Source organism: Cellulomonas sp., from assembly GCF_015234515.1.
GTDB lineage: Bacteria > Actinomycetota > Actinomycetes > Actinomycetales > Cellulomonadaceae > Cellulomonas.
In genome coordinates, this window is the sequence record NZ_JADGMY010000017.1 from 64,810 (window position 1) to 89,706 (window position 24,897).

23 protein-coding genes are annotated in these 24,897 nt (G+C 73.6%); 11 read left to right on the top strand and 12 right to left on the bottom strand.

The annotated features are described in order from the left end of the window. The first annotated feature begins 26 nt into the window (after positions 1-26). The 5 genes from IR158_RS07100 (at position 27) to IR158_RS07120 (ending at position 3,788) form a co-directional block, all read left to right on the top strand. Positions 27-1,322: an MFS transporter gene (locus IR158_RS07100; RefSeq protein WP_291811304.1), complete on the top strand. Its 1,296-nt coding sequence runs from the start codon at positions 27-29 to the stop codon at positions 1,320-1,322. A gap of 96 nt (positions 1,323-1,418) precedes the next feature. Further along, a complete protein-coding gene (locus IR158_RS07105) occupies positions 1,419-2,255 on the top strand; it encodes an aldo/keto reductase (RefSeq protein WP_291811306.1) in 837 nt (278 codons plus the stop codon). A gap of 92 nt (positions 2,256-2,347) precedes the next feature. Continuing rightward, a complete protein-coding gene (locus IR158_RS07110) occupies positions 2,348-2,845 on the top strand; it encodes a sigma-70 family RNA polymerase sigma factor (RefSeq protein ID WP_291811309.1) in 498 nt (165 codons plus the stop codon). Next, positions 2,842-3,489: a methylated-DNA--[protein]-cysteine S-methyltransferase gene (locus tag IR158_RS07115; protein ID WP_291811311.1), complete on the top strand. Its 648-nt coding sequence runs from the start codon at positions 2,842-2,844 to the stop codon at positions 3,487-3,489. The genes IR158_RS07110 and IR158_RS07115 overlap by 4 nt, the downstream gene beginning before the upstream one ends. A gap of 11 nt (positions 3,490-3,500) precedes the next feature. Continuing rightward, positions 3,501-3,788, top strand: coding sequence for a DUF2277 domain-containing protein (locus IR158_RS07120; protein ID WP_291811312.1), 288 nt, complete (start codon positions 3,501-3,503; stop codon positions 3,786-3,788). A 43-nt stretch (positions 3,789-3,831) separates the two neighbouring features. On the opposite strand, the gene IR158_RS07125 is transcribed toward IR158_RS07120, so the two are convergent. Continuing rightward, positions 3,832-4,077 carry a hypothetical protein gene (locus IR158_RS07125; protein WP_291811629.1) on the bottom strand — a complete coding sequence of 82 codons (246 nt, stop codon included), beginning with the start codon at positions 4,075-4,077 and terminating at the stop codon, positions 3,832-3,834. 76 nt (positions 4,078-4,153) lie between these two features. Beyond that, the gene (gene mqo, locus IR158_RS07130) at positions 4,154-5,641 is read right to left on the bottom strand and encodes a malate dehydrogenase (quinone) (RefSeq protein WP_291811313.1); all 1,488 of its coding nucleotides are present in this window, start codon (positions 5,639-5,641) and stop codon (positions 4,154-4,156) included. Positions 5,642-6,048: 407 nt separating this feature from the next. On the opposite strand from mqo, the gene IR158_RS07135 reads away from it, so the two are divergent. Further along, positions 6,049-6,261 (top strand): hypothetical protein, encoded by a 213-nt coding sequence (locus tag IR158_RS07135; RefSeq protein ID WP_291811315.1) that lies wholly within the window; start codon positions 6,049-6,051, stop codon positions 6,259-6,261. Between the two features lie 38 nt (positions 6,262-6,299). Here IR158_RS07135 and IR158_RS07140 read toward each other — a convergent pair whose 3' ends face one another. The 4 genes from IR158_RS07140 to ligD (IR158_RS07155) form a co-directional block, all read right to left on the bottom strand. After that, positions 6,300-7,493 (bottom strand): App1 family protein, encoded by a 1,194-nt coding sequence (locus IR158_RS07140; protein WP_291811318.1) that lies wholly within the window; start codon positions 7,491-7,493, stop codon positions 6,300-6,302. After that, the gene (locus tag IR158_RS07145; RefSeq protein WP_291811319.1) at positions 7,490-8,065 is read right to left on the bottom strand and encodes a DNA starvation/stationary phase protection protein; all 576 of its coding nucleotides are present in this window, start codon (positions 8,063-8,065) and stop codon (positions 7,490-7,492) included. The genes IR158_RS07140 and IR158_RS07145 overlap by 4 nt, the downstream gene beginning before the upstream one ends. A 118-nt stretch (positions 8,066-8,183) precedes the next feature. After that, positions 8,184-9,065 (bottom strand): non-homologous end-joining DNA ligase, encoded by an 882-nt coding sequence (gene ligD, locus IR158_RS07150; protein ID WP_291811322.1) that lies wholly within the window; start codon positions 9,063-9,065, stop codon positions 8,184-8,186. 22 nt (positions 9,066-9,087) lie between these two features. After that, a complete protein-coding gene (gene ligD, locus IR158_RS07155; RefSeq protein ID WP_291811325.1) occupies positions 9,088-10,023 on the bottom strand; it encodes a non-homologous end-joining DNA ligase in 936 nt (311 codons plus the stop codon). A gap of 82 nt (positions 10,024-10,105) precedes the next feature. Here ligD (IR158_RS07155) and IR158_RS07160 point away from each other — a divergent pair, with 82 nt between their 5' ends. From IR158_RS07160 to IR158_RS07170, 3 genes are all read left to right on the top strand, one after another. Then, positions 10,106-11,086, top strand: coding sequence for a Ku protein (locus IR158_RS07160; protein ID WP_291811328.1), 981 nt, complete (start codon positions 10,106-10,108; stop codon positions 11,084-11,086). Beyond that, positions 11,083-12,120 carry a PHP domain-containing protein gene (locus IR158_RS07165; protein WP_291811330.1) on the top strand — a complete coding sequence of 346 codons (1,038 nt, stop codon included), beginning with the start codon at positions 11,083-11,085 and terminating at the stop codon, positions 12,118-12,120. Before IR158_RS07160 ends, IR158_RS07165 begins: the two co-directional genes overlap by 4 nt. A 141-nt stretch (positions 12,121-12,261) precedes the next feature. Beyond that, positions 12,262-12,543, top strand: coding sequence for an HU family DNA-binding protein (locus IR158_RS07170; RefSeq protein ID WP_227575409.1), 282 nt, complete (start codon positions 12,262-12,264; stop codon positions 12,541-12,543). A 63-nt stretch (positions 12,544-12,606) separates the two neighbouring features. On the opposite strand, the gene IR158_RS07175 is transcribed toward IR158_RS07170, so the two are convergent. Then, the gene (locus IR158_RS07175; RefSeq protein WP_291811337.1) at positions 12,607-13,161 is read right to left on the bottom strand and encodes a DUF6328 family protein; all 555 of its coding nucleotides are present in this window, start codon (positions 13,159-13,161) and stop codon (positions 12,607-12,609) included. Between IR158_RS07175 and IR158_RS07180 the strand changes: the two genes are divergently transcribed. Continuing rightward, the gene (locus tag IR158_RS07180) at positions 13,160-14,347 is read left to right on the top strand and encodes a low specificity L-threonine aldolase (RefSeq protein WP_291811340.1); all 1,188 of its coding nucleotides are present in this window, start codon (positions 13,160-13,162) and stop codon (positions 14,345-14,347) included. The two genes, IR158_RS07175 and IR158_RS07180, sit on opposite strands and share 2 nt — an antisense overlap. 57 nt (positions 14,348-14,404) lie before the next feature. Here IR158_RS07180 and IR158_RS07185 read toward each other — a convergent pair whose 3' ends face one another. The 3 genes from IR158_RS07185 to IR158_RS07195 all read right to left on the bottom strand — a co-directional run bounded on the left by IR158_RS07185 (position 14,405) and on the right by IR158_RS07195 (position 19,569). Beyond that, complete coding sequence (locus IR158_RS07185; RefSeq protein WP_291811342.1) at positions 14,405-16,180, bottom strand: cellulase family glycosylhydrolase; 1,776 nt, start codon at positions 16,178-16,180, stop codon at positions 14,405-14,407. Positions 16,181-16,312: 132 nt separating this feature from the next. Next, positions 16,313-18,103 (bottom strand): glycoside hydrolase family 6 protein, encoded by a 1,791-nt coding sequence (locus IR158_RS07190; RefSeq protein WP_291811344.1) that lies wholly within the window; start codon positions 18,101-18,103, stop codon positions 16,313-16,315. A gap of 365 nt (positions 18,104-18,468) precedes the next feature. Next, positions 18,469-19,569, bottom strand: coding sequence for a LacI family DNA-binding transcriptional regulator (locus IR158_RS07195; RefSeq protein ID WP_366928413.1), 1,101 nt, complete (start codon positions 19,567-19,569; stop codon positions 18,469-18,471). A 68-nt stretch (positions 19,570-19,637) separates the two neighbouring features. On the opposite strand from IR158_RS07195, the gene IR158_RS07200 reads away from it, so the two are divergent. Then, entirely contained in the window at positions 19,638-22,307 is a 2,670-nt protein-coding gene (locus tag IR158_RS07200; protein WP_291811351.1) for a substrate-binding domain-containing protein, read from the top strand. Between the two features lie 74 nt (positions 22,308-22,381). On the opposite strand, the gene IR158_RS07205 is transcribed toward IR158_RS07200, so the two are convergent. Together IR158_RS07205 and IR158_RS07210 are read right to left on the bottom strand one after the other, a co-directional pair. After that, entirely contained in the window at positions 22,382-24,142 is a 1,761-nt protein-coding gene (locus IR158_RS07205) for a DEAD/DEAH box helicase (RefSeq protein ID WP_291811354.1), read from the bottom strand. Positions 24,143-24,418: 276 nt separating this feature from the next. After that, a complete protein-coding gene (locus IR158_RS07210; protein ID WP_291811357.1) occupies positions 24,419-24,826 on the bottom strand; it encodes a CoA-binding protein in 408 nt (135 codons plus the stop codon). Positions 24,827-24,897 lie beyond the last annotated feature (71 nt).

Consider the following 24,897-nt stretch of genomic DNA (forward strand, 5'->3'; position numbering starts at 1 on the left):
TGGGACCGGTGCGTTAGCGTCACGTCGTGACCTCGCGCGCCGACCTGCCCGCACCCGCGGTGGGAGGAGCGGTGGCGGGGCTTCCCGACCTCACGCGGTTGCGGCGTCGGACGGTCGCGGTCCTGGCCACGGCCCAGGTCCTCGGGGGCCTGGCCGCGGGAGCGGTCGTCTCGGTCGGCTCCCCGCTCGCGTACGAGCTGTCGGGCCAGGAGGCGTGGTCGGGCGTCATGACGACCGCCTCGACGCTCGGGGCGGCGATGGCCTCGCTCGGGTTGGCGCGTCTGGCCGTCGCACGTGGTCGGCGTCGGGCGTTGTCCACGGGGCTTGCGCTGGCGGCGGCCGGTGCGGCCGGGATCGTGCTCGCCACCGTCCTCGCGTCGTTCCCGCTCCTCGTCACAGGGGCGGTCCTCATCGGGGTGGGGTCCGCGGTGAACCTGCAGTCGCGGTTCGCCGCGACGGACCTGTCGACGCCGGCGAGCCGCCCGCGGGACCTGTCCCTCGTCGTGTGGGCGAGCACGGTCGGTGCGGTCGTGGGACCCAACCTCGTCGGCCTGGACGAGTGGCTGTCGCGCATCTCCGGACTTCCCTCGTCGGCAGGCGTGTTCGTGTTCGCCGGCGTCGGCATGCTTGCCGCGCTCGTCGTGGTGCAGGTCGGGCTGCGCCCCGACCCGCTCGACGTGGCCGGCCGCGCGGACGGTGCGACCGGCGGGCGCGAGCAGGTGCCGGTGCGGGTCGCGGCGGCGACCCTGCGACGTCACCCGCCCGCCGCCGGTGCCGTCGTCGGCGTCGTCACCGCGCACGCCGTCATGGTCGCGGTGATGGCCATGACGCCGCTGCACATGACGGGGCACGGTGCGTCGAGCCCGCTCATCGGCCTGACCGTCAGCGTCCACCTCGCAGCGATGTTCGCACTCTCCCCGCTCATGGGGATGCTCGCGTCCGTGGCAGGCCCACGCCGCGTCCTCGTCGCAGGGCTCGGCGTGGTCGTCGTGGGTGCGGCGGTGTGCGGCGCGGCCGGCGGTGCGCACGCGCTCGTGACGGTCGGCCTCACGCTGGTCGGGGCGGGCTGGTCCGCGGCGACGGTCGCGGGGTCGAGCATCCTGGCAGGTGAGGTGCCGGGTGCGGAACGCGTCGCCATCCAGGGGCTGTCGGACGCGCTGATGCTGTTCGCCGGCGCGGGCGGCGGCCTGCTCGCCGGCGTCGGCCTGGGGCTGATCGGGTTCGCGGGCATCGGGGTGACGTCCGCGGCCGTGGCGCTCGGCGGCGCCGTGGCCGTCCTCGTGGTCTCGCGACGCCGGGACACGGCGGCCCGGAGGGTGTGACGATCCATCCCGCCGCTGGGCGCCGCCCGCGGTGCAGCGTGCGTCACGTCCGCGGCGCCGGCGTGCGGTTCTGCCGTGCGATGCCAAGGTGTCTCCATGACCACTGCCTCCATCACGCTGAACAACGGCATCCAGATCCCGCAGGTCGGCTTCGGCACCTTCCAGGTCGACCCGGACGACACCCAGCGGACCGTCGAGGACGCCCTCGCGGCCGGGTACCGCCACATCGACACCGCTGCCGGCTACTACAACGAGGCGGGCGTCGGGGCGGCCGTCCGTGCGTGCGGCCTGCCGCGGGACGAGGTCTTCGTCACCACGAAGCTGCGCAACGGCGACCACGGCTACGAGCAGGCGCTGCGCGCGTTCGAGGACAGCCGCCGCGAGCTCGGGCTCGACGTCGTCGACCTGTACCTCATCCACTGGCCCGTGCCGAGCACGGACCTGTACGTCGAGACGTGGCGCGCGTTCGAGAAGCTGCTCGCCGACGGCGCGGTGCGTGCGATCGGCGTGTCGAACTTCCTCCCCGACCACCTCGACCGGCTCGTGCGCGAGACGGACGTCGTGCCGGCCGTCAACCAGGTCGAGGTGCACCCGACGTTCCAGCAGCGCCCCACGCAGGACGCCTCCACGGGTCACGGCATCGCGGTCGAGGCCTACTCGCCGCTCGGCCGCGGCAAGGACCTGCAGGCCGACGCGATCACGCAGGTCGCCGAGCGGCTCGGCGTCACGACCGGCCAGGTCGCGCTGCGCTGGCACGTGCAGGCCGGGCGGATCGTCATCCCCAAGTCCGTGACGCCCGAGCGCATCCGGTCGAACCTGGACCTGTTCTCGTTCGAGCTCACGGCGCAGGACGTCGCCGCGATCGACGGCCTGGACTCCGACGAGCGCACCGGTGCCGACCCCGCGACGGCGGCGTTCACGCAGATGCGCTGACGCGCAGCGACAGCGCGGGCGCAGCCCGTCGCCGACGCGCCCCGTCCCGGACCTCACGTCCGGGGCGGGGCGCGCGTCTGCACACTGTGAGGATGACCGGTCCGTTCGAGGACGTCGTGCGTGTGCACGGCGGCACCGTGCTGCGCGTCTGCCGCGCGGTGCTCGCCGGGCACGACGCCCAGGACGCGTGGTCCGAGACGTTCCTCGCGGCGCTGCGCGCGTGGCCCGGTCTGCCCGCGGACGTCAACGTCGAGGCGTGGCTCGTGACCGTCGCGCGCCGCAAGGCGATCGACGAGCTGCGCCGACGGACCCGGCACGCGGTACCCGTCGAGGAGCCGGGCGCCCTGGACGGGGTCCCGCTGCTCGGCGGCGTGGCCGGGCCGGGGGAGCGGGACCTCGACCTGTGGCAGGCCGTGCGCGCCCTGCCGGACAAGCAGCGACGGGTCGTCGTGCTCCACCACCTCGGCGGGCTGCCGTACGCCGAGGTCGCGCGCCTCGTCGGCGGCACCGACGCGGCGGCGCGGCGCGCGGGCGCGGACGGCGTGGCGGCCCTGCGCCGCACCTACGGAGCCCAGGAGGAGGAGCGATGAGCACCCTGCCCCACGGACAGGTCGGGGCCGTGCGCGGCACGGTGGACGACGCCGACGACGAGAGGCTGCTGGCGTCCCTGCACACGCGCCTGGTCGCACGTGCGCAGGACGAGGGGCTGCTGGACGTGGCGTACCGGGTCGTCGACTCGCCCGTCGGCCGGGTGCTCGTGGCGGCGGGCGAGGCGGGCGTGCTGCGCGTGGCCTTCGAGGTCCAGGGGCACGAGGCGGCGCTCGACGACCTCGCGGCGCGCGTGAGCCCCCGGGTGCTCGAGGGGGGTGCCCGCCTCGACCCCGTGCTGCGCCAGCTCGACGAGTACTTCGCCGGCAGACGGACGTCGTTCGACGTCCCGGTCGACCTGCGCCTGACCCGAGGGCTGCGACGTGACGTGGTCGAGGCGTTGCCGCGCATCGCCTACGGTTCGACCGCGTCGTACGCGCAGGTCGCCGCTGCCGTGGGGCGACCTGCGGCGGTGCGTGCCGTCGGGACGGCGTGCGCGCTCAACCCGGTGCCCGTGCTCGTGCCCTGCCACCGCGTCGTCCGGTCCGACGGCTCGACCGGCCGGTACGCCGGCGGCGACGAGGCGAAGCGCACGCTGCTGGAGCTCGAGCGCACTGCTCTGGTCCCGGACGCTCCCGAGGCGTAGTTTCGGCTGACATGTGCAGGAACATCACGACGCTGCGCGGCCTGGAGCCGCACGCCACCGACGCGGAGATCGAGGCGGCGGCCCGGCAGTACGTGCGCAAGGTCACGGGTGTCCAGCAGCTCTCGGACGCCACGCGTGAGCCGTTCGAGCGCGCCGTCGCCGAGATCGCCCACATCACGACGCACCTGCTGGAGGACCTGCCGGAGCGGAGACGCCCGCCGACGACGGTGCCGCCGCTGCGTCGGCCCGAGGTCGCCGCCCGGGTCGCTGCCCGGCAAGCCGCCCGGGAAGCCGGCTGACGGACCGGCTGCCCGTACGCGCGGCGCCTCCGTCCGGACTCGTTCAGTCGGCGGACGCGGGCGCCGGCGAGCCGATCAGCCGGGGGATGCCCGGCGGTGCGACCGCCGACAGCGCGAGGAACCGCGCCTCGGCACGGTGCAGCCGGATGTGCTCGTCGAGCGACCAGCCGGGCCCGTTCGTCAGTGTCATGCCGCACGCGCACCCGATCGTCACGCCACCGTCGGGGTCGACCACGACCTGACCGACGGTCGTGTGGTCGGTGTACGCGCGGACCTTGGCGTGCCGCATGGGCGCGCTGACGGGGACCGGGAGGTCCCCGGGCGGGATGTCGGTGCTGTCGGCGCTGTCCTCGTTCTGCACGAGGTCAGTGTCCGCCCGCCAGGGTCCCGTCGTCCACGAGCTGGTGCAGCGCGAGCGCCGCGTCCCACTCGCCGCCGCCCAGGCTGGGCATCAGGCGCTGCAGCTGGGGACGCCAGGCCTCGGCCCGCTCCGGGAAGCACCGGTCCAGGAGGTCGAGCATCGTCGCGACCGCGGTCGAGGCCCCCGGAGAGGCGCCCAGCAGACCGGCGATCGAGCCGTCGGCCGAGGCGACCAGCTCCGTGCCGAACTCCAGCACGCCCCCGCCCTTGCCGCGCTTGATCACCTGGACGCGCTGCCCGGCGGTGATGAGCTCCCAGTCGCGAGGGTGCGCCGACGGCATGTAGGACCGCAGCGAGCGCAGCCGCGCGGTGTCGCTCGCGGTGACCTCCCGCAGCAGGTACGTCACGAGGTTCATGTTGCGCAGCCCCACCGCGAGCATCGGCACGAGGTTGCCGGGGCGCACGGACCGCAGCAGGTCGGTCCACGACCCACGCTTGAGGAACTTCATGCTCCAGCCCGCGTACGGCCCGAACATCAGGGCCTGACCGCCGTCGACCGAGCGGGCGTCCAGGTGCGGCACCGACATGGGCGGGGCACCGATCGCGGCCTTGCCATACACCTTGGCCCGGTGCTGCTCGACGAGCTCCGGGTTCGTGGTCCGCAGGAACTGGCCGCTGATCGGGAAGCCCGCGTAGCCGCGGATCTCCTTGATCCGCGAGCGCTGCAGCAGGTGCAGGGCACCCCCACCGGCACCGACGAACACGAAGCGCGCGGTGAGCGTGCGCGGCCGCTGCCCGTTCCAGCGGCGGTCGGCGACGGTGACGCGCCAGCGGCCGTCGCGCAGCTGCTTGAGCCGTGTGACCTCGCTGCTCGTGTGCAGGGCGGCACCGCGTGCGGCGGCGTCGGTGAGCATCGCGCGCGTCAGGGAGCCGAAGTCGACGTCGGTGCCCCAGGTGGCGCGCGTCGCGGCGATCGGCTCGTCGTCCGTGCGGTCCGCCACGAGCAGCGGTGCCCAGCGGGCGATGACGGCCGGGTCGGTGGTGAACTCGAGGTCCGCGAAGAGGCGGTGCTGGCGCAGGGCCTCCCAGCGCCGGCGCAGGAACTCGACGTCGGCGGCGCCGCGCACGAACGTCAGGTGCGGGGTGGTCGTCACGGCGTCCTCGGCGCCCGGCAGCCGGCCGGCGGCGGCGAGGTGGTGCCAGAGCTCGCGCGAGAGCTCGTACTGCTCGTTGATCGTCACGGCCTTGGTGACGTCGACGGTGCCGTCGGGGCGCTGCGGCGTGTAGTTCAGCTCGCAGAGGGCCGCGTGCCCGGTGCCCGCGTTGTTCCACGGGTTGGAGCTCTCCAGCGCGGGGGCGTCGAGCCGTTCGTGGATCTCGATCCGCCAGCTGGGCTCGAGGCTCCCGAGCAGCGACGCGAGGGTCGCGCTCATGATGCCTCCGCCCACCAGGAGGACGTCGACGTCGGCGGTGTCGTGCGTTCCAGGAGCCACGACTGGCGACTTTAGGTCGGTGCCGGAGCATCTCCCAGGGCAAGTCATGTGATGTTTGTCCCATGGGACTTTGGTCACATCCGCAGGTCTGACCTGGACCGACGCGTCGGGGTCGGACCCCGGTCAGGTCAGGACAGCGTGCACGCCACGCCGTCGAGCGACGCGGCCGTGGGCGGGTTGCTCGGCGTCGGTGTGACGGTGCCTGGCGGCTCGGGAGTCGGTCCCGTCCCGTTCGACGACGATGCTGCGCTCGTGAGGCGGCAAGACGCGCAGGAGGCGTGGGCAGCCCACCCCGCCGGGCCGCACGTCCCTCGCGGCGGGCGACACGCCGCAACCACCGCGGCGACACGCGGGCCGATGGACGCGACCGGATGCGGGACCCGGCCCGGCCTTGGTAGAACCGGTGCATGAGCCCGAACCGCACGAGCGACCTGACGTCCGATCCCTCGGCGCACGGTCTCGCCGACCAGCCCCTGGTGCAGGCGGACCTGGACGCCGCGGACGCCCGCGCGGGAGGGGACGCCGCCCGCGCTCCCCGCTCCCTGCGGGCGGCGGAGCTCGCGCCCGACGACGAGGCCATCGCGTCGAGCGACGACTGGGACGACCCCGAGCGGCTCTGAGCCGCAGCACCACCGCCGGGTCGGCCGGCGAGGACGGGTCAGCCGGCGAGCCCTGCCTCCCGGACGCGGCCGAGGAGCTCCTCGCCGTCGGCGCCCAGCAGCACCTCGATGCCCGGCGCCTCGTCGGCGTCGTCCGCCGCGTCCTCCTGCTCGGGGGTCGCCGCGGGCAGACCGTGCGACAGCACGTGCTCGCCGGCGGTCAGCTGGCGGATCAGCACCGCCGCGACGTGGTCGGGGAACCGGGCCACGGCCCCCGCGTAGATCTGCGGGTCGTGCTGGCCGTCGTCGCCGACGAGGATCCAGCGCACCTGCGGGAGCTCGGCGAACAGCCGCCGCAGCTGGGCGACCTTGTGGCGCTGCCCGCTGCGGAACAGGCCGGTGTTGGTCGGTCCCCAGTCCGTCATGAGCATCGGGCCGGCCGGGTAGTCGTGCCGGCGCAGGAACCGGCCGATCGCGGGTGCCGCGTTCCACGCACCCGTCGACAGGTACACCACGGGGGAGTCGGGACGCGCCGCCCGCAGCTCCCGGTAGAGCTGCGACATGCCGGGGACGGCCTCCCGTGCGTTCTCGTGCCGGACGAACACGTTCCACGCCGCGACGAACGGGCGGGGCAGGCGCGTGACCATCACCGTGTCGTCGATGTCGCTGACGATGCCCACGGTCGGCTCGGGACCGACGACGACCACGCGCGTCGTGGCGCGGGCACCGTCGAGCGAGGTGAGCGTCAGGTCGTGCCAGCCGGGCTCGAGGTCCGCGTCGACCAGCTCGTCGACGTAGCCCCCACGGTCGGTGGTCAGCTGGTGGGTGGTCTCGCCGACCGTCACCTCGACGGGCGCGCCGGCGACCGGCGCGGTGAAGAAGGAGCGCCACCCGCGCACGGCGTCCGCCGGTCGCTCGCCGGTCTGCGCGTCGCCACCGCTGTCCGGCAGGTCCTGCTGCCGCACGCCCGGGGACGCGAGCAGGGTGCGCGCCAGGACCCGCACCTTGCCGCCGGACCCGTACCCGGCGTACCCCACGACGCGCACGGTCCAGCCGCGGCGCCGCAGGACGTGCGCGAGCGCGGAGTCGAACCGGTCCTCGAGCCGGGCCGCCACGTGCAGGCGCTGCACCGGGGAGCCGTCCGGGTTCTCCAGCCGCGGCGCGACGCGGCCCGCCCGCAGCCCGTCCTGCCCGGACTCACCGGCCAGGTCGGGGTGCGGGGCGTGCGTGCCGGGGCGGTGTCCCGTCGTCACGACGTCGTACGGGACGCAGCCGCCTCGGCGGCCTCGGCCGCCCCCTTCTCGGTGGACGTGCCGGCCGTCGAGAGCGCACCACCGGAGGACTCGAGGTGCGCACGGACGAACCAGTGGAAGAGCTCGAGCTCGGCCAGGTGACCGACCAGGAGGTCGTTCGTCACGGTGTCGAGCTCCTCGGCCTGTGCGGCGGCCTTCCGGTGGTCGGTGATGACCCCGACGTACACCTCGTCGAGGGCGCCGAGGTGCTCGGTGGTGCTCGCACGGCCGATCGAGTAGTCGTCCCACGTGCGGGCCGCGACGAGGGCGCCGGGCGTGCCGACCGGTGCGGAACCGAGCGTGGCGATCCGCTCCGCCGTGGCGTCGACCATGAGTCGCACGGCGTCGACCTGCGGGTCCAGCATCTCGTGGACCGCGATGAAGTGGGGGCCGACGACGTTCCAGTGGATGTGCTTCAGCGTGAGCGCCAGGTCGTTCAGTGCGTTGAGGCGTTCCTGGAGGATCGCCGCCACCTTCGCGCCGTCCTCCGGGGTGAGGGACGGGACGGTGTACTTCGGCAGATCGCGGGCCATGACCACTCCTTCGCGTACGTGCCGGGCTCGTCGGGCCCGGGTGACGTCCACGCTGCCAGGCCCGGAGGACGCCCGCCATCCGAGCGCCACCGGTCAAGGACGTGACGTGCACCCGGCGTCAGACGTCGAACGGGTCCCCGTCGCGGGCCAGACGCGCCGCCGCCTCGGCGGCCGTGAGCTGCTGCAGCCCCGGGCCGATCTCGTCCCACTCGCGCGGCGCGGCGACCGTGGGACGGTCCCGGCCGCGCAGCGACCACGGCGTGATCGTCGTCTTGGCGGGGTGGTTCTGCGACCAGTCCAGCAAGATCTTCCCGCCGCGCACGTCCTTGCGCTGCACGGCGACGACGAGGTCCGGGTGCTCGGCCGCGAGCGCGTGCGCCAGGGTGCGCGCCTGCTCCCGCACGCTCGTGGCGGGCCGGGGGCGGGGGAGCGGTGCGTAGAGCTGCAGCCCCTTGGAGCCCGACGTGACCGGCACGGTCCGCTCGAGGCCCTCGTCGCGCAGCCGCTCGGCGACGACGTGCGCGACGCGGGCGCACTCGTCGAGGCCCGCGCCGGGTCCGGGGTCGAGGTCGACCACGAGGCGGTCGGCGTCGCGCAGGCCGCCGCGCGGACCGACCGTCCACTGCGGCGTGTGCAGCTCCAGGGCGCCGGAGTTGGCCGCCCACATGAGCCCCGCGAGGTCGTCGAGGAACGGCAGGTCGAGGACCGTGCCCTCGTCCTCCGTCCCCGGCGAGGCGGGCAGCCGCTGGTGGCGCAGCCAGGACGGCGCCCCGCGCGGCGTGTTCTTCTCGAAGAACTTCTCGCCGCCCACACCGTCGGGCCACCGGATGCGGGTGACGGGCCGGTCCCGCAGCTGGCGCAGGATCGCCGGCTCGACCTGCACGAGGTAGTCCATGACCTCGGCCTTGGTCGTGCCCGTCGCCGGGTACACGACCTTGTCCAGGTGGGTGAGGCGGACCGGGCGGCCCCCGACGTCGACGGTCTGGCGTTCCGGGCTCATGCGGCTGCGTCCCCTTCCTGCCTCACGGCTGCTCCCAGGGGTCCACGGTGGCATCGGTGCGCACCCCCCGCACGACCGGCTGTCGCAGCCGGCCTGACGGCGTGCGGACCAGGTACAGGGTCTCGACGACCACGACAGGGTCGCACCAGACGGCACCGCGTGCGTCGAGTGCCGGCACGTCGTCCGCGAACGGGCTGCCGGAGCGTTCGTGGGGCGCGAGCAGCTCGCGCATGGCCCGGGCGGCAGGACCCCCGAGCCCGGAGCCCGCGCGGCACAGGTACCGCAGCCCGCCGGTCGCGTCGGGAGCGCCGAGCAGCACGGCACCGAGGCGCCCGGTCCCGGTCGACTCGGGGCGCCAGCCACCGACGAGTGCCGTCCGGGTGCGGCGGTGCGCGGCCTTCACCCAGTCGGGCGACCGCCGTCCGGGTCGGTACGGTGCGTCGCGACGCTTGGCGACCACTCCCTCGAGGCCGTGGGTGGCGGTGACCTGCCACAGGTCGTCGCCGTCGTCGTACCAGGGCGAGGTCTGCACGTGCTCGGGCAGCACCAGGTCCTCGAGGACTGCGCGGCGCGCGTCCAGCGGCACCCCGGTGAGGTCCCGGCCGTCGCGGCGCAGCACGTCGAACACGACGTAGGTGACGGGCCGGGCTGCCGCGAGCGCCTGTGCCCGTCGCAGGTCACGCACGTGCATGCGCTCGGCCAGCGCGGCGAACGAGGGGCGTCCGCCGTCCATCAGGACGACCTCGCCGTCGAGCAGCACGTCCCCCAGGGCGGCCAGGCCGCCGAGCTCGGGGTACGCCGGGGTGACGTCGCGCTCGTTGCGGCTGCTCAGCCGGACGGCTCCGCCGCGTGCGTCGGCGAGGACCCGCACCCCGTCCCACTTGACCTCGAACACCCAGTCGCGACCGCGCGGGAGCGCGGCGGATGCGGGTGCAGGGGTGGCGAGCATGGGCTCCACGGGTCCATCCTGCCCTGGACGGTGCAGCGGGCCGCGTGGGCGGCCGGGGTGGGCCACGCCGCCACGACGAAGGAGGACGGCCGTGCGGGCGATCTGGAAAGGCGCAGTGGCCTTCGGCCTGGTGAACGTGCCGGTGCGGCTGTACGCGGCGACTGGCGAGCACGAGGTGCGGCTCCACCAGGTGCACCGTGAGGACGGCGGACGCATCCGCTACCGCAAGGTGTGCAGCCTGGACGGCGAGAGCGTGGAGTGGTCGGACATCGCCAAGGGCTACGAGACCGAGGACGGTGAGCTCGTCGTCCTGACGGACGAGGACTTCCAGCAGCTGCCGCTGTCCACCGAGCGCGAGATCGAGGTCCTGGAGTTCGTGCCCGCCGAGCAGGTGGACCCGATCCTGCTGCAGAAGACCTACTTCCTGGAGCCCGACAAGAGCGCCGCCAAGCCGTACGCGCTGCTGCGCGGCGCGCTCGAGGAGACGGACCGCGTCGCGGTCGTGAAGGTCGCGATCCGGCAGCGCGAGTCGATGGCCGTGCTGCGCGTGCGCGACAAGGTCATCGTGCTGCAGACGCTGCTGTGGCCCGACGAGGTGCGGGAGGCCGACTTCCCGGTCCTCGACGACGACGTCACGGTCCGGCCGCAGGAGCTGACGATGGCGTCGTCGCTCGTGGAGTCGCTCGCCGGTGACTTCGACCCGTCGCAGTACGAGGACGCGTACGTCGCGGCCCTCGAGCAGCTCATCGCCGCGAAGGTGTCGTCGGGTGATACCCAGGCACCCCCGGCCCCGCCGGAGGAGGAGGCGTCCGAGGGTGGTGGCGAGGTCGTCGACCTGCTCGCGGCGCTGCAGCGTTCCGTCGACAAGGCGCGTGCGGCGCGCGGTGAGGAACCGCAGGAGGCGGAGCCTGCCGAGCGTGGGACGAAGAAGGGCGCCGGCACGTCGAAGAAGAAGCCTGCTACGAAGGACGGGGCGGGCAAGGCGTCCAAGGCCACGTCCGGCACCAAGGACGACGACACGGCCGAGGAGGCCGCACCCGCCCGCCGCCGGGCCCGCACCAAGGCGTCGTGAGCGCACGCGAGGACCAGGACCGGGCCGTTGCGACGCTGCGGCGCGTCGCCTTCCTCCTCGAACGCGCCCAGGCCAGCCGGTACCGCGCGGAGGCGTACCGGGCCGCGGCGCGCACGGTCGAGCGCCAGGAGGCGGCACGGCTCGGGGCCCTGGCCCGCGCGGGCGCCCTGACGGACCTCCCGGCGGTCGGCAGCAGCACCGCCGAGGTGGTCTCCCGCGCGATGGCGGGGCGTGCGGTGCCGGCCCTCATCGAGCTCGAGGAGCAGGCAGCGGCGGACGACGCGCGCACGACGCCCGCCGCGGCCGCGCTGCACGCGGCCCTGCGCGGCGACCTGCACAGCCACACCGAGGCCAGCGACGGCGCGACACCCGTCCAGGAGATGGTGCTGGCCGAGCTCGAGCTGGGACGCGACTACCTGGCGGTCACGGACCACTCGCCGCGCCTGACGGTGGCGAACGGGCTGTCCGCGCCCCGGTTGCGGGCCCAGCTGGCGCAGCTCGCCGCCCTGCGACCCGCGGTGGCGCCGTTCGAGGTGCTCAGCGGCATCGAGGTCGACATCCTCGACGACGGCACGCTCGACCAGGACCCCGACCTGCTCGACGAGCTGGACGTCGTGGTCGCGTCCGTGCACTCGAAGCTGCGCATGGACGGCGCCGCCATGACGCGCCGCATGCTCACGGCCGTGCGCGACCCCCGCACCGACGTGCTGGGGCACTGCACGGGCCGGCGGGTCGCGGGCAGGCACCGGCCCCCGAGCGAGTTCGACGCACGGGCGGTCTTCGACGCGTGCGCCGAGCACGGCGTCGCCGTCGAGATCAACTGCCGGCCCGACCGCCTGGACCCGCCGCACGAGCTGCTCCAGCTCGCCGCGGACGCGGGCTGCGAGTTCACGATCGACTCCGACGCGCACGCCCCCGGTCAGCTCGACTGGTTGCGCGCCGGGTGCGAGCGTGCCGTCGCGCACGGCATCGGACCCGACCGAGTGGTGACCACCCGCAGCGCCGCCGCGGTGCGCGCGCGCTCCCGGCGGTGACCGACGACACGGTGCGAGGAAGCACGCCACTGCTGGTCGGCGCGGTTAGGGTCGGAAACCGTGCGCACGCTGGTCGTGCGGCACCGCCGCGGCCCGCACTGTGCCGCGGCTGCGAAACCCCATCACCGAGGAGCACCCGTCGTGAGCTTCAACCGCACCGAGCTCGTCCAGGCCGTCGCCGAGAAGGCCGGACTGACCAACGCCGACACCGACAAGGCGCTCAAGGCCCTGCAGGAGGTCGTGGTCGAGCAGCTCGCCGCCGGCGGCAGCGTCTCGATCCCCGGCTTCCTGGCCGTGGCCCGCGCCGACCGCGCGGCGCGCACCGGCGTGAACCCCCAGACGGGCGAGAAGCTGGAGATCCCCGCGGGCTACCGCGTGAAGATCACGGCCGGGAGCGCCCTCAAGCGCGCCGTCCAGGGCTGAGTCGACCGACGGCCCCGTGCCGCACCTGCGAGGGTGCGGCACGGGGCCGTCGTCGTTCCCGCCTCAGACGGTGCGGTCGTCGCCGTCGGGGTCGGCGCGCTGGGCGATGACGTGGGGGAGCACCAGCCAGGCCACGACGATCGTGAGCAGCACCGCGCCACCGGCGACGATGCCCGCCGTGCGGGTCAGCACGACGTCGAACAGCAGCATCGTCGCGCCCGTGAGGACCAGCGCCAGGGCCGCGAGCCCCGCGCGGGCGAACCAGTGGCCCGCGTCGACGAGCTGCGGCTTGAGACGACGTCGGAACAGCAGCCGGTGCAGGCTCACCGGCGCGACGATGAGGATCGTCGCCAGCACGGCCAGGAGCACCAGGACGAGGAACACGTCCTGCTGGTACGCGTCGAGGTCCGAGAAGCGGGCCTGGAACGGCAGGGTCAGCAGGAAGCCGGTGAGGATCTGCGCGCCGGTCTGCGTCACCCGCAGCTCCTGCAGCAGCTCGGCCCAGTTGCGGTCCATCCGCTCGACGAACGTCTCGTTGCGGTCGTCGTCGGTCGCTCCGGTCGGGGCGTCCGACGGCCGGGCGTCTGCAGGCCGGGCGTCGTCGCCGGTGCGGTCCATGTGGGGTCTCCTGTCGGTCGGCTGCACGGATCATGCCGCTCGCCGGCCCGTCCTGCACGACGAGGACCCTCGAGGGCGACCGGTCGGCGAGACTGGGGACGTGACCGAACAGCACGCTCCCGTCGTCCACCACTTCGCCTCGGACAACTACGCCGGCGCGCACCCCGAGGTGCTCGCAGCCGTCGCCGCGGCCAACGTCGGGCACGTGCCCGCCTACGGCGACGACCCGTGGACCGCGCGCCTGCAGGACGTCGTGCGCGCCCAGCTCGGCGACCAGGCCGTCACCTACCCCGTGCTCAACGGCACGGGCGCCAACGTCCTCGCACTCCAGGCCATGCTGCCCCGGTGGGGGGCCGTGATCTGCACCGAGGCGGCGCACGTGCACACGGACGAGAACGGTGCGCCCGAGCGTGTCGGAGGGCTGAAGCTGCTGACCGTCCCGGCCCCCGACGGGCGCCTGACACCCGAGCTGGTCGAGCGCCAGGCCTGGGGGTTCGGCGACGTCCACCGCGCGCAGCCCGGCGTGGTGTCCCTCACGCAGGCCACGGAGCTCGGCACGGTGTACACGCCGGAGGCGGTCCGGGAGCTGTGCGACCAGGCGCACGCCCTGGGCATGCGCGTCCACATGGACGGGTCACGGCTCGCCAACGCCGCCGCCCACCTGGGCCTGCCGCTGCGCGCCCTCACGACGGACTGCGGCGTCGACGTGCTCTCGCTCGGTGGGACCAAGAACGGCCTGCTGCTGGGGGAGGCCGTCGTCGTCCTGGACCGGGAGGCGGTCACGGGCGTGGAGTACCTGCGCAAGGCGGACATGCAGCTGACGTCGAAGATGAGGTTCGTCTCCGCCCAGCTCGTCGCGCTGTACGAGGGTGACCTGTGGCTGCGCTCGGCGGGACGCGCGAACGCGATGGCCGCACGGCTCCGTGCGGGCATCGACGCGATCGGGTCCCTCGAGGTCGTGCAGCCCACCGAGGCGAACGCGGTCTTCGTCCGCCTGCCCGCGCACGTGGCGGCAGCCCTGCGGCGGCGGTGGCGCTTCTACGACTGGGACGCGACCGACGGCACCGTGCGCCTCATGTGCGCGTTCGACACCACGGAGCAGGACGTCGACGAGCTGCTCGCAGCCCTGGCCGAGGCCCTGGACGACGCGTCGGCCCTCGACGGCGGGGCGCCCACCCCGGCGTGAGCACGCCCGGCCGCCGTCCCCGAGGAGGGAACGGCGGCCGGACGTCATGGTGTCGGGTCAGCCCACCGTGCAGGGAGCACCGTTGAGCGCGAAGCCGCTCGGGGTGCCGGCCGTGCCCCCGTGCGACGCGTTGAAGCCGATCTCCGCGGTGCCGCCCGCGGCGAGGTTGCCGTTCCACGCGGCGTTCGTCACGGTCACGGCGGTCCCCGACTGGGACCACGTCCCGCCCCAGCCCTGCGTGACGCTCACCCCGGCCGGTGCGGTGAAGGTGAGCTTCCAGGACGTGAGCGTGCTCCCGGTGTTGGTCAGGCGCACCGAGCCCGACAGGCCCGAGCTCCAGGAGCTCGCGGTGTAGGTGACGGCGCACGCACCGACCGCGGGACTCGCCGTGGCCGACGGCGTGACCGACGGCGTCGCACTCGGTGTGACCGTCGGGGTGGCGCTCGGCGTCACGCTCGGCGTGACCGACGGCGTCGGGGTGGCGGTGGGGGACGGGGTCACGGTCGGGCCCGCGCCGTTCACCTGCGACAGCGACGTGCCGGTGGTGCTGCCCACGCCACCGAGGGGGACATCGTGGTCCAGACCGACGAACTTGCCGCCGTCCTGCCACAGCGCCGGCTCGAGCAGCGCGTACTTCTCCTCGTCCCAGGTGGCCCAGTCGTAGCCGAGCAGGCCGCCCGTGTCACCCGAGTTCGGGTTGAGCACCCAGAAGGTGTGGCTCAGACGGCGGTCGGTGATGAGGTCGCGCAGCGCGAGCATCCACTTCTCGTTCGGCCCGCCGTCCATGAAGCCGCCCCACTCGCCGATGAGCAGCGGAGCGGTGTTCTCCTTGTGCAGGTACAACCAGTTCGGGTCCCACACGTCGCGCTCGAGGCTCGCCCGGTCGAAGTCGCCCTCGAACCACGGCTGCAGGTGCACGAGCGGTCCGTAGTCGTGCGGGGAGTACACGAGCTGGTCCTGGTTCGCCCCCAGGTCGATCGGGAAGTCGCGCACGCCGCGCAGGTTCCCGCCCCACCACATGGTGTGGTAGTCCGTGAGTCCCGTCGAGGTCCAGGAGACCCCCTCCTTGGGGTAGACCTCGATGCCCTCGACGAAGACGAGCCAGTTCGGGTTGATCGCGAGGATCTTGCGTGACGCCGTCTCCGCGAAGTGCTTGAAGTTGTCCTTGTCCGTCGAGCCGTCCCACTTGGCGCGCTCGGTGGACCCCTGCGTGCCGTGGGGCTCGTTCTTGATGTCCGCGCCGATCATCGTGTCGTTGGTCCGCCAGCGGGTCGCCGCCCACTCCCAGCCCTCGTACACGTCCTCGGTGGTGATCGACCCCTTCCACCACACCGGGTGCACGTGCCCGGAGTTGTCCGCCTCGGCGCTGTGCACGTCGAGGAAGACCTTCAGGCCGTACTCCTCGCACATCGCGAGCCACTTCTCGAAGATCTGCAGGCTGTTGAGACCCGCGAGCTCGGGGTTCGCGAACTCGTTGACGTTGGGCTTGGTGAACGTGCCGGCCTTCCACTCGAGCAGCAGCTCGGTGGAGATCGGCACCCGCACCACGTTCATGCCGCGGTCGGCGATGCCCTTGGTGAGCGTGCGCATGTCGGCCGACCACAGCCCGTGGAAGATGCGCTCGTCGGCGTTGAAACCGAACCAGTTGACCCCCGTGAGCCACACCTCCTTGCCGGAGGAGTCGACGATCTTGTTGCCCTGCACGTGCAACCAGTCCGGGGTGGGCGCGGCCTGGGCGGGTGCTGCGGACAGTGCGAGGGGCAGTGCGAGGGCACCGGCGGCGACGACACCACCGAGTGCTGTGCGCAGACGGCGCACGTGCGAGCTGGACACGGTTCTCCTGGTTGGTCGGGCGTGAAGGGGTGGGGGAGCGAGGGGTGGTGGGCCGACGAAGGGGCCCTCCCGGACTGGTCCAGGAGGGCCCCTTCGTCACGTCAGGCGTTCACGACGCCCGGATGGTGCACCTCAGGAGCAGGTGGCACCGTTCAGCGTGAACGACGTCGGGGCGTTGTTCGTCCCGGAGTGCGAGCCGTTGAAGCCGATGTCCACCGAGCCACCCGGTGCCAGCGTGCCGTTCCAGGCCGCGTTCGTGGCCGTCACGGTCGAGCCGGACTGCGACCAGGTCGCGCTCCAGCCCTGCTGGACCTGCTGGCCGTTGGCGAACGTGAACTTCAGGTTCCAGCCGCTCAGCGCGGTGGTCCCGCGGTTCGTGACCTTCACCGAGGCCGTGAAGCCGGTGTTCCAGCTGTTCGCCGTGTAGCTCACCGAGCAGGACGCCGTGGGGTTCTGCGTCGGCGTCGGGCTCGACGTCGGCGTCGGCGTGACCGTCGGCGTGGGCGTCACGGTGGGCGTCGGCGTGACCGTAGGAGTCACGGTCGGCGTCGGCGTCGCCGTGGGCGTCGCGGTGGGCGTCGGCGTCGGCGTCGTGTCGCTCGTCGGGATCGCCGGGTAGGCGTTCTTCACCAGGGTGACGAACTGCGTCTCGAACCACTTGCCGGAGACCGGCGCGTCAGGGGTCGCGCCCGTCAGCAGGTTGGAGAGCTTCGGCGAGTTGAACGTCGGGTCGCACATGCGGTCGAAGCTCTTGCCCTCGTCGTTCGGGATCTCCTTCGAGGCCCCGTCCGACTCGCCCGGGGGCTTGATCCAGACGTACGCGTCCAGGTGCGACGCGGACGGAGCGCCGGCCGGCGTGGCCACCGGGAGCTCACCGATGCCCGCACCCAGCGGGTTGCACCAGGCGCCACGGTGCGTGCGCCGGTCGATGCGCGACTCGTCGACGTACGTGTCGACGTTCGTGCTCGTCGAGGCGGCCGTCGGACGGTTCGGGCCGCCCCAACCGTTGCGCGAGGTGTCGATCAGCATGCCGGTCGAGGCAGGGAAGCCCTCGGCGACGAGCAGGCGGTGCAGCTGCGCCGTCCACGCGTGCTCACCGAAGTCGGTGTTCCACTCGTAGAACTTCGACGAGCGGACCGGGACGCCCCCGACCTGCTGGTTCGGGTCCGTCAGGAACGGCTCGGCGAGCGGCGTGGTGTTCGCCGTGTTGGTGACGAAGCCGTCGATCGACGCGAAGCCCTTCTTCGTGGTCTTGGCGACCTCCGCGAAGAGCTTGGCCGCCGGGCCCGCGTTGGTCTCCCACCCGAGCCAGCCCGAGTGGGCCGCGTCGATGTAGGTGTAGACGTTGTCCAGCGTCTTCAGCTCGTCGAGCGCGTACTTGACGCCCTCACGGTAGAAGGGGCCGGCCGTCTGGCAGGCAGCCTCGGAGTTGTTCGTGATGAGGTTCGGCAGCGAGTCGGGCTCGATCGTCGCCGCGATCCGCAGGCCCTCGTACTTCGAGTCCGACAGCAGGTCGACGATGGGGTCGATGTACTCGGTCTGGTACCGGGTGAGGCCGGCGGCGGTGGCGGGGAGCTCACCGTTCGACGCGAGCGCGTAGCAGTCGCGGCCGGGCAGGTTGTAGATGACGAGGTTGAAGACGAGCGGCGTGCTGCCGGTCTTCTGCTTGAGGGCCTCGTCGAGGTGGAACTTCAGGCCGGGGCCGTCCGCGTTGCCCGTGATGGCGCTGGTGCGGTCCATCCAGACAGCGGTCGGCTGCTTGGCGACCGTGCGCATCCGGGCCGCGAGGGTCGGGTCACCGGCACGTGTGGCAGCGCTCTCAACCGTCGCTGCCCAGTTCGGGTTCACGTACTGCTTGGCGCCGGCGTAGGGGTTGTCGACGTGGGCCTCGGCCGCGGTCGCGGTCGAGCTCATGAGCGTCATCGGCACTGCGACGAGCGCCGTTGCCGTCGCGGCGGTCGCGACGGCGCGCAAGCGCCGCCCGGCCGTTCGATTGCCGTGTGTGGACACGGGTGTCCTCCGGGGGGTCGGTCGGTCGTACCCGGCCCTCGGCGGCGACGGGTACGAGCCGCCGGGGACTCCAGTCCTCGACGACTGCTGCGGAATCCATCACGGTCCGTCTCCCAGCGGAGCGGGGCAAATCGTTTAGGCCCACCCCCGTTACCGAATCGTGACCTTCTCACGAGCCTGCCATCGACGGTGAAATGCCTGGTCACGGCCATGTGGCCCGACGGCCGGGCGTCTCGGCGACCGCAGTCCGCCCCGGGGCCGAGGCGCGCCTCGCGGCCTCACCGCGAGCGCGGCCCGGTGCTGCCGCGCACCGCCAGTCCGCCCACCTCGATCTGGCGCACGGGGGTCGGCTGCGAGTCGAGGATCGTCAGGACGGCCTCGCCCACGGCCGTCCCGAGGTCGGCCTGCACGGACGGCAGCGCGGTGATCGAGGGGGTCGCGAGCCGGCAGAGCGGGGAGTCGGACAGCGCCACCACCGACACGTCCCAGGGCACCGCCAGACCCGTGCGCCGCGCGACGTCGAGCGCCGCGACCGCCATGTGGTCCGTGTCGAACACGACGGCCGAGGGCGGGCGGTCACCGGTCAGCAGGCGCCGGCAGGCCGCCGCGGCCTCCTCCGGGGAGCCGCCGGTCGGCTCGTGCACGAGGGTCGCGCCGCCGGTGTCGAGCGCACGCTCCATGCCGGCGATGCGGGACCTGGTCCGCTGGAGCGATGCCGGTCCTGTCACCGAACCGACGTGCCGGTGGCCGAGCTCGATGAGATAGCGCCCCACCCGCTCGGCCGCCTGCTCGTCGTCGACCCGGACGTTGGCGACCTCACCGGGCACGTCGCCGGCGCCGACGACCACGGCCGGGATCCGCAGCCGCCGGAGCGCGTCGAGCCGGGGGTCCTCGGTCCGGACGTCGGTGACCACCATCACGTCGAAGCGACGCTCGGCCCACCACTCGCCGTAGAGCGTCACGGCAGCCGGGAGGTCGTCCACCACCTGCAGCACCAGCGCGAGGCCGCGCGTCGCCAGGACGTCCTGGAGCGCGACGACGAACTCCAGGACGTGGGCGCCGTACCCGACCGCCCCGGTGAGCCCGCGGTCCACCACGAGCCCCACGGCGCGCGGCCCGCTGCGCATCGAGCGCGCAGCGGCGCTCGGTCGCCAGCCGAACTCGTCGGCGACGCGCAGCACCCGTTCTCGGGTCGCCGCCGAGACGCCGGGACGGCCGTTGAGCGCGTAGGACACGACGGCGATGGACACCCCCGCGGCCTTGGCGACGTCGGTGATCGTCGGTCGGCGGGCGCCAGGGCCGCCGAGGACGGGCTGGGCTCCGGTCGTCGGAGAGACAGCATCTTTGCCTGTGTCATGTGCAGGAGTGACCACGATCACCTAGTGTTGCGCCCGATGTGGGTGAAATGCATCAGCTCGACTCCGACGGCGTGGGCGAGGTGTGGAAAATGATGACAGTCCGACGCGGGGTACCCGCCACGGTGCGTCGGACGATCGGCGTCCTGTCCCCGGTGGTCGGGGGCTTCTACTTCGGTGCAGTGATCGCCGGTGTGGCGCGTGCCGCACGCGGCGTGGGGCACCGGGTGGTGGCGGTCCAGACGTACCCGGCGGGGCTCGACCGCGAGCGCTACCCCGAGGAGTCGGTGCTCGACACGCCGGTCGCGCTGGGCGCGGTCGACGGCCTCGTCGTGATCGGCAAGGCCCTCAGCCCCGAGCGGCTCGCCGCCGTCCGGGAGTGGGGCGTGCCGGTCGTGCTCATCAGCGAGGACCCGGCGCACCCCGACGACCCCGTGGTGGTCCCGGACAACGTCGGAGGCGTCCGGGCCGCCGTGGAGCACCTCATCTGGCACGGCCACACCGCCATCGGCTTCCTGGGCAACCTCGGTCAGCGTGACATGCGCGAGCGCTTCGCGGCGTACCGCACCACGTTGGCCGAGCACGGGATCGAGTCCGACGACTCGTGGTGGTACGAGGCGTCGGACAACCAGGAGCAGGGCGGCGCCGACGCCGCGGGCCGCATGCTCCAGGCGGGCACCCCGACGACGGCGGTCATCGCGGCGACCGACCGCAACGCCGTGGGCTTCCAGCGCGCGCTGCGCTCGCACGGCCTCGTCCTCCCGCGCGACCAGGCCGTCGTGGCCTTCGATCACGCCGACTCCGGCGCGCGTGTCAGCCCCCGTCTGTCCACGGTCGACGCGCACTTCGGGCGTGTCGGTGAGCACGCCGTCGGGCTGCTGCTCGCCCGCATGCGCGGTGACGACGTGACGCCGGGCGAGCACCGCGTGCCCTCGTCGCTCGTCGTCCGCGAGTCCTGCGGCTGCACCGAGATCACGTCGCCCGGGGGTGACCTGGTCAGCGGGGACGTCTCGGGCGTCGAGCTGCTGCGCCGGCTGGCGGAGTCGGCCTTCGCCGGCCCTGCCGGCTCTGCGGTGTCGCGGCGCGCCGGACCGGACGCTCGCGAGGCGTGGTGGCGTGCGGTCGAGGAGCCGATGGAGGTCGCCGCGGAACGGGGGATCTCACCGGCACCCGCCGCGCTCGGACGGCTCTCGGACCTCACGGCCGCGCTGCAGCCGCACCCCGAGGCGCTGGAGCAGATGGTCGCGGTGCTGCGGACGGTCGAGTCCCGCCGGGTCGAGCAGCTGGTCGAGGGTCGGGCCGCGAACGCCGGTGCCGTCCGGCGCGCCGTGACGGACGTCCTGCTGGCCGTGACCAAGGGCTGCACGCGCGCCATGCTGGCGCGCAGCGGGCAGCTGGAGCGCACGATCGTCGACCAGTACGAGGTCGACATGGACCTGCTGCGGGGTGACGGGGCGAGCCCGCGGGCGCTCGGTTGGCTCCCGCGCGGCGTGCGCGGGCACGCGTGCCTGGGGCTCTGGGTGGGCAACGACCGCGGACCGGGTGACCGTGAGATGGAGATCGTCGGCGTCCACGACACCAGCGGGACGCTGTCACGGCTCGTCGGTCTGCGGACGACCGCCAGCCAGTTCCCGCCCGCCGCACTCACGCGAGCGGGCACGGTGGGCTCCAACGAGCTCACCTTCGTCGTGCCCGTGACGTTCGGGGGCAGCGACTGGGGGCTGCTGGCGATCGACGGGACCGTCGAGACGCGCGCCACCCAGCCGCGTGACCGTTTCAACCACTGGGCGGCGCTCCTGGCGGTCGCGCTGGACCAGGAGCGCCTGCTGGGCTCGCTGCGGGAGCAGCGCAAGGCCCTCGAGCAGGCGGCGGCGCGCGAGCGGGCGCTGGCGGACACGGTCCGTGAGAGCGAGGAGCGGTACGCACTGGCGTCGATGGCCGCGCACGACGGCACGTGGGACTGGGACGTGTCCGCTGGTGCGGTGTACTACTCGCCGCGCTGGAAGCAGACGCTCGGCTACGCGGAGGACGTCATCGGTGACCAGCCCTCGGAGTGGCTCGAGCGTGTCCACCCGGCCGACCGCGACGAGCTCTCGGCGGCGATCGCGGCGCAGCTCGCCGGGTGCGGCGCACCGCTCGAGCTCGAGCACCGGGTCCGCACGCAGTCCGGTGACTACCGCTGGATGATGTGCCGGGCCGTGACCGTCCTCGACGACGCCGGTTGTCCCGCACGGCTCGTCGGCACGCTCGTGGACGTGACGGAGCGCAAGGAGGCGGAGATCGCGTTGCAGCGCGACGCGCTGCACGATCCCGAGACGGGCCTCGTCAACCGGCTGCTCTTCCTCGACAGGCTGGGGGCGGCGCTGCTGCGCTGCCGACGCTCGTCGGGGTACGACTGCGCGGTGGCGCTGGTGCGTGTGGTGGACGGTGGCGCGCTCTCACGGGACGACGACCACGCGCCGGACGTGCACCGCGAGGTCGTGCGCCAGCTGCGCCGGCCGCTGCGTGAGGGTGACACGACGGCACGCACGGGGGAGGACGACTTCGCGATCCTGGTCGACGACGTGGGGCCCGGGGGGATGCCGGACCGGTTGACGGAGCTGCTCGAGCGTCTGCGGCGCGAGATCGGCCCGCGCATCTCGATCGGCGTGCTCGGGTCGATCCGTGGCATGAGGGACGTCAGCGAGGTGCTGCGGGAGGCCGACATCGTGCTCCTGCGCGGACAGACGCGCAGCGACCCGCGGAACACAGCCGTGCGCTGAGAGGCACCGGGGACGACGAGAGGGGCACCACCCCGCAGGGTGGTGCCCCTCTCGTCGTGCGGACTGCGGGACGGTCAGGCGTGCGCGCGGTGCACGCGCTCGCCGCGCGACGGACCACGCGAGGCCTGCGGGCCGGTGTCGAGCCGGATACGCAGCGGGCGTCCTGCGACACGGGTGCGTCCGAGGCGGTCGACGACCTCGGCGGTCAGGCCGTCGGGGATGTCGACGAGCGCGAAGCTGCCGAAGATGTCGATCTTGCCGACGTCCTTGCCGGTGAGGCCGCCCTCACCGGTCAGGGCACCCACGAGGGCGCCGGGCTGGAGGCCGTCACGCTCGCCCACCGAGACCCGGTAGCGCGGACGCCCGCTGGGACCCGTCGTGCCGGGCCGTCGGCGGTTGCCGGCGACCTGACCGCCGCGGGTGTCCTCCGCGCGGGTCTCCCGCGCGCGGCGCACCGCGTCGTCGAGGTCCTCGACCTCGGAAGCCGCGCCGGGGCCGTCGTCGCCGACGGCGAGCGCGGTGACCGCGGTGAGGAGGTCGATCGGGTCGAGCTCGGGGTGCGCCGCGAGGTGCTCGCGCACGGCGTCCCGCACGACGTCGAGCCGGCCGGCAGCCATGCGCTCGTCGGTCCGCGTGAGCAGCGCCGTCGCGCGGTGGGCGCTGACCTGCGCCGGCGTGGGGATGGCGATCTCGATCAGCGGCGTGCGCGTGGTGCGCTCGATCTGCCGCAGCCGGGGGCGCTCGCTCGGCGTGACGAACGTGAGGGCCTCGCCCGACCGGCCGGCGCGGCCGGTGCGTCCGATGCGGTGCACGTAGGCCTCGGGCTCGCGCGGCAGGTCGAGGTTCACGACCAGTCCGATGCGCTCCACGTCGAGGCCGCGCGCGGCCACGTCGGTCGCGACCAGGACGTCGAGAGCGCCGGACCGGAGCCGCTCGACGATCCGCTCACGGTCGGACTGCGCGACGTCGCCGCTGATGTGCGCGGCCGCGATGCCGCGCTGCACGAGCGCGTTGCCGATCTCCTCGGCCGCCTCGCGGGTACGGACGAAGACGATGGCCGCGTCGGCGTCGCTGACGGCGAGCACCCGCGCGAGCGCGCCGGCCTTGTGCCGGTAGGGCACGACGGCGAAGGTCTGGCGCACGGACTCGACGGTCGAGGACTGGCGCGTCACGGAGACCGACACGGGGTTGACGAGGTGCTGGTCGGCGACGCGCCGGATCTGGCTCGGCATGGTCGCGGAGAACAGCGCGACCTGGCGGCCCTCGGGCGTGCCCGAGAGGACCTTGTCGACGTCCTCGGCGAATCCCATCCGCAGCATCTCGTCGGCCTCGTCCAGCACGAGGAAGCGGACGTCCTGCAGCCGCAGGGTGCGCCGTTCGATGTGGTCGATGACGCGTCCGGGCGTGCCGACGACCACCTGTGCGCCGCGCGCGAGCGCCCGCTGCTGGGGGAGGTACGGCGAGCCGCCGTAGACGGGCACGACCTGCAGGCCCGGCATGTCGGCCGCGAACGTGGTGATCGCGTCGGCGACCTGCATGGCGAGCTCACGCGTCGGCGTCAGCACGACGACCTGCACGGCCGCGATGGCGGGGTCGATCGACTGCAGCAGCGGGAGCCCGAAGGCCGCGGTCTTGCCGGTGCCGGTCTGCGCGACGCCGACGACGTCGCGACCCGCGAGCAGCGCGGGGATCGTCTGCGCCTGCACGGGGGTGGGGGCCGCGAAGCCGAGGCGCTGCACGGCGGAGAGGATCTGCGCGCTCAGGCCGAGGTCGGCGAACGTCGTCGCGGCGGCGTCGGGGGTCGTGGGCAGGGCAGCAGGCAGGGGGGTGGGCATGGATCACCGTTCGGTGGCAGCGGGGGAGAGCCGGGACGTCGGTACGACGACCAGGACGTCGCTCACCCCGAACCAGACCACGCACCGTCGATGACGGCGCACGCAATGTGCACGAGAAGGCAGGTGGTTGCCGGACGAACCGGCTGACCGCCCTACGAGAGGGGATGCGACACGACTCCAGATGTCCTGGACACCCTACCCGCTGACGCGCCCGGCGGGGCGGCGCCGAGGCGTGACCTCCCGCACACGGAGGTCGGACCGGCCGGGTACGACCTCTCACCCCAGGCCACGCGCTCGTCCCTCGATCACCGGGCACGTGTCCTGCACGACGACGAGGCCGGCTTGTCGGGCACGGGCCACCGCCTCGTCGTCGTGCACGCCGAGCTGCAGCCAGACGGCACGCGCACCGACGGCGATGGCCTCGTCGACGACGGCGCCCGCGCGGGAGCTGTTGACGAACACGTCCACGACGTCGGGTGCCTCGGGGAGGTCCGACAACCGGGCGTAGCCCGGCGCGCCGTGGACGGTGTCCGCGCCCGGATGGACCGGCACGATCGTGTGCCCGAGCTCCTGGAGGTAGGCCGACACCCCGTACGCCGCCCGGGCCCGGTTGCCGGACAGCCCGACGACCGCCCACGTCGCGGGCGTGCGCAGCAGCGCGTCGATCACACCGGACTCGTCCATGGCACGAGGCTGCCACCACTCGGCGGCCGCGTCGCGGGACGCACGTCCGGGTGACAGGTGGAGCGCGGGCC

Bases quoted from the DNA above. Each gene is read 5' to 3' on its own strand.
- IR158_RS07210 (WP_291811357.1), bottom strand. From the start codon at position 24,826: ATGGACGAGTCCGGTGTGATCGACGCGCTGCTGCGCACGCCCGCGACG.
- IR158_RS07180 (WP_291811340.1), top strand. From the start codon at position 13,160: ATGTGGGGTCTCCTGTCGGTCGGCTGCACGGATCATGCCGCTCGCCGG.
- IR158_RS07190 (WP_291811344.1), bottom strand. From the start codon at position 18,103: ATGACGCTCATGAGCTCGACCGCGACCGCGGCCGAGGCCCACGTCGAC.
- IR158_RS07200 (WP_291811351.1), top strand. From the start codon at position 19,638: ATGATGACAGTCCGACGCGGGGTACCCGCCACGGTGCGTCGGACGATC.
- ligD (WP_291811322.1), bottom strand. From the start codon at position 9,065: ATGAGCCCGGAACGCCAGACCGTCGACGTCGGGGGCCGCCCGGTCCGC.
- IR158_RS07105 (WP_291811306.1), top strand. From the start codon at position 1,419: ATGACCACTGCCTCCATCACGCTGAACAACGGCATCCAGATCCCGCAG.
- IR158_RS07135 (WP_291811315.1), top strand. From the start codon at position 6,049: ATGAGCCCGAACCGCACGAGCGACCTGACGTCCGATCCCTCGGCGCAC.
- IR158_RS07175 (WP_291811337.1), bottom strand. From the start codon at position 13,161: ATGGACCGCACCGGCGACGACGCCCGGCCTGCAGACGCCCGGCCGTCG.
- IR158_RS07120 (WP_291811312.1), top strand. From the start codon at position 3,501: ATGTGCAGGAACATCACGACGCTGCGCGGCCTGGAGCCGCACGCCACC.
- IR158_RS07115 (WP_291811311.1), top strand. From the start codon at position 2,842: ATGAGCACCCTGCCCCACGGACAGGTCGGGGCCGTGCGCGGCACGGTG.
- IR158_RS07145 (WP_291811319.1), bottom strand. From the start codon at position 8,065: ATGGCCCGCGATCTGCCGAAGTACACCGTCCCGTCCCTCACCCCGGAG.
- IR158_RS07110 (WP_291811309.1), top strand. From the start codon at position 2,348: ATGACCGGTCCGTTCGAGGACGTCGTGCGTGTGCACGGCGGCACCGTG.
- IR158_RS07125 (WP_291811629.1), bottom strand. From the start codon at position 4,077: ATGCGGCACGCCAAGGTCCGCGCGTACACCGACCACACGACCGTCGGT.
- IR158_RS07205 (WP_291811354.1), bottom strand. From the start codon at position 24,142: ATGCCCACCCCCCTGCCTGCTGCCCTGCCCACGACCCCCGACGCCGCC.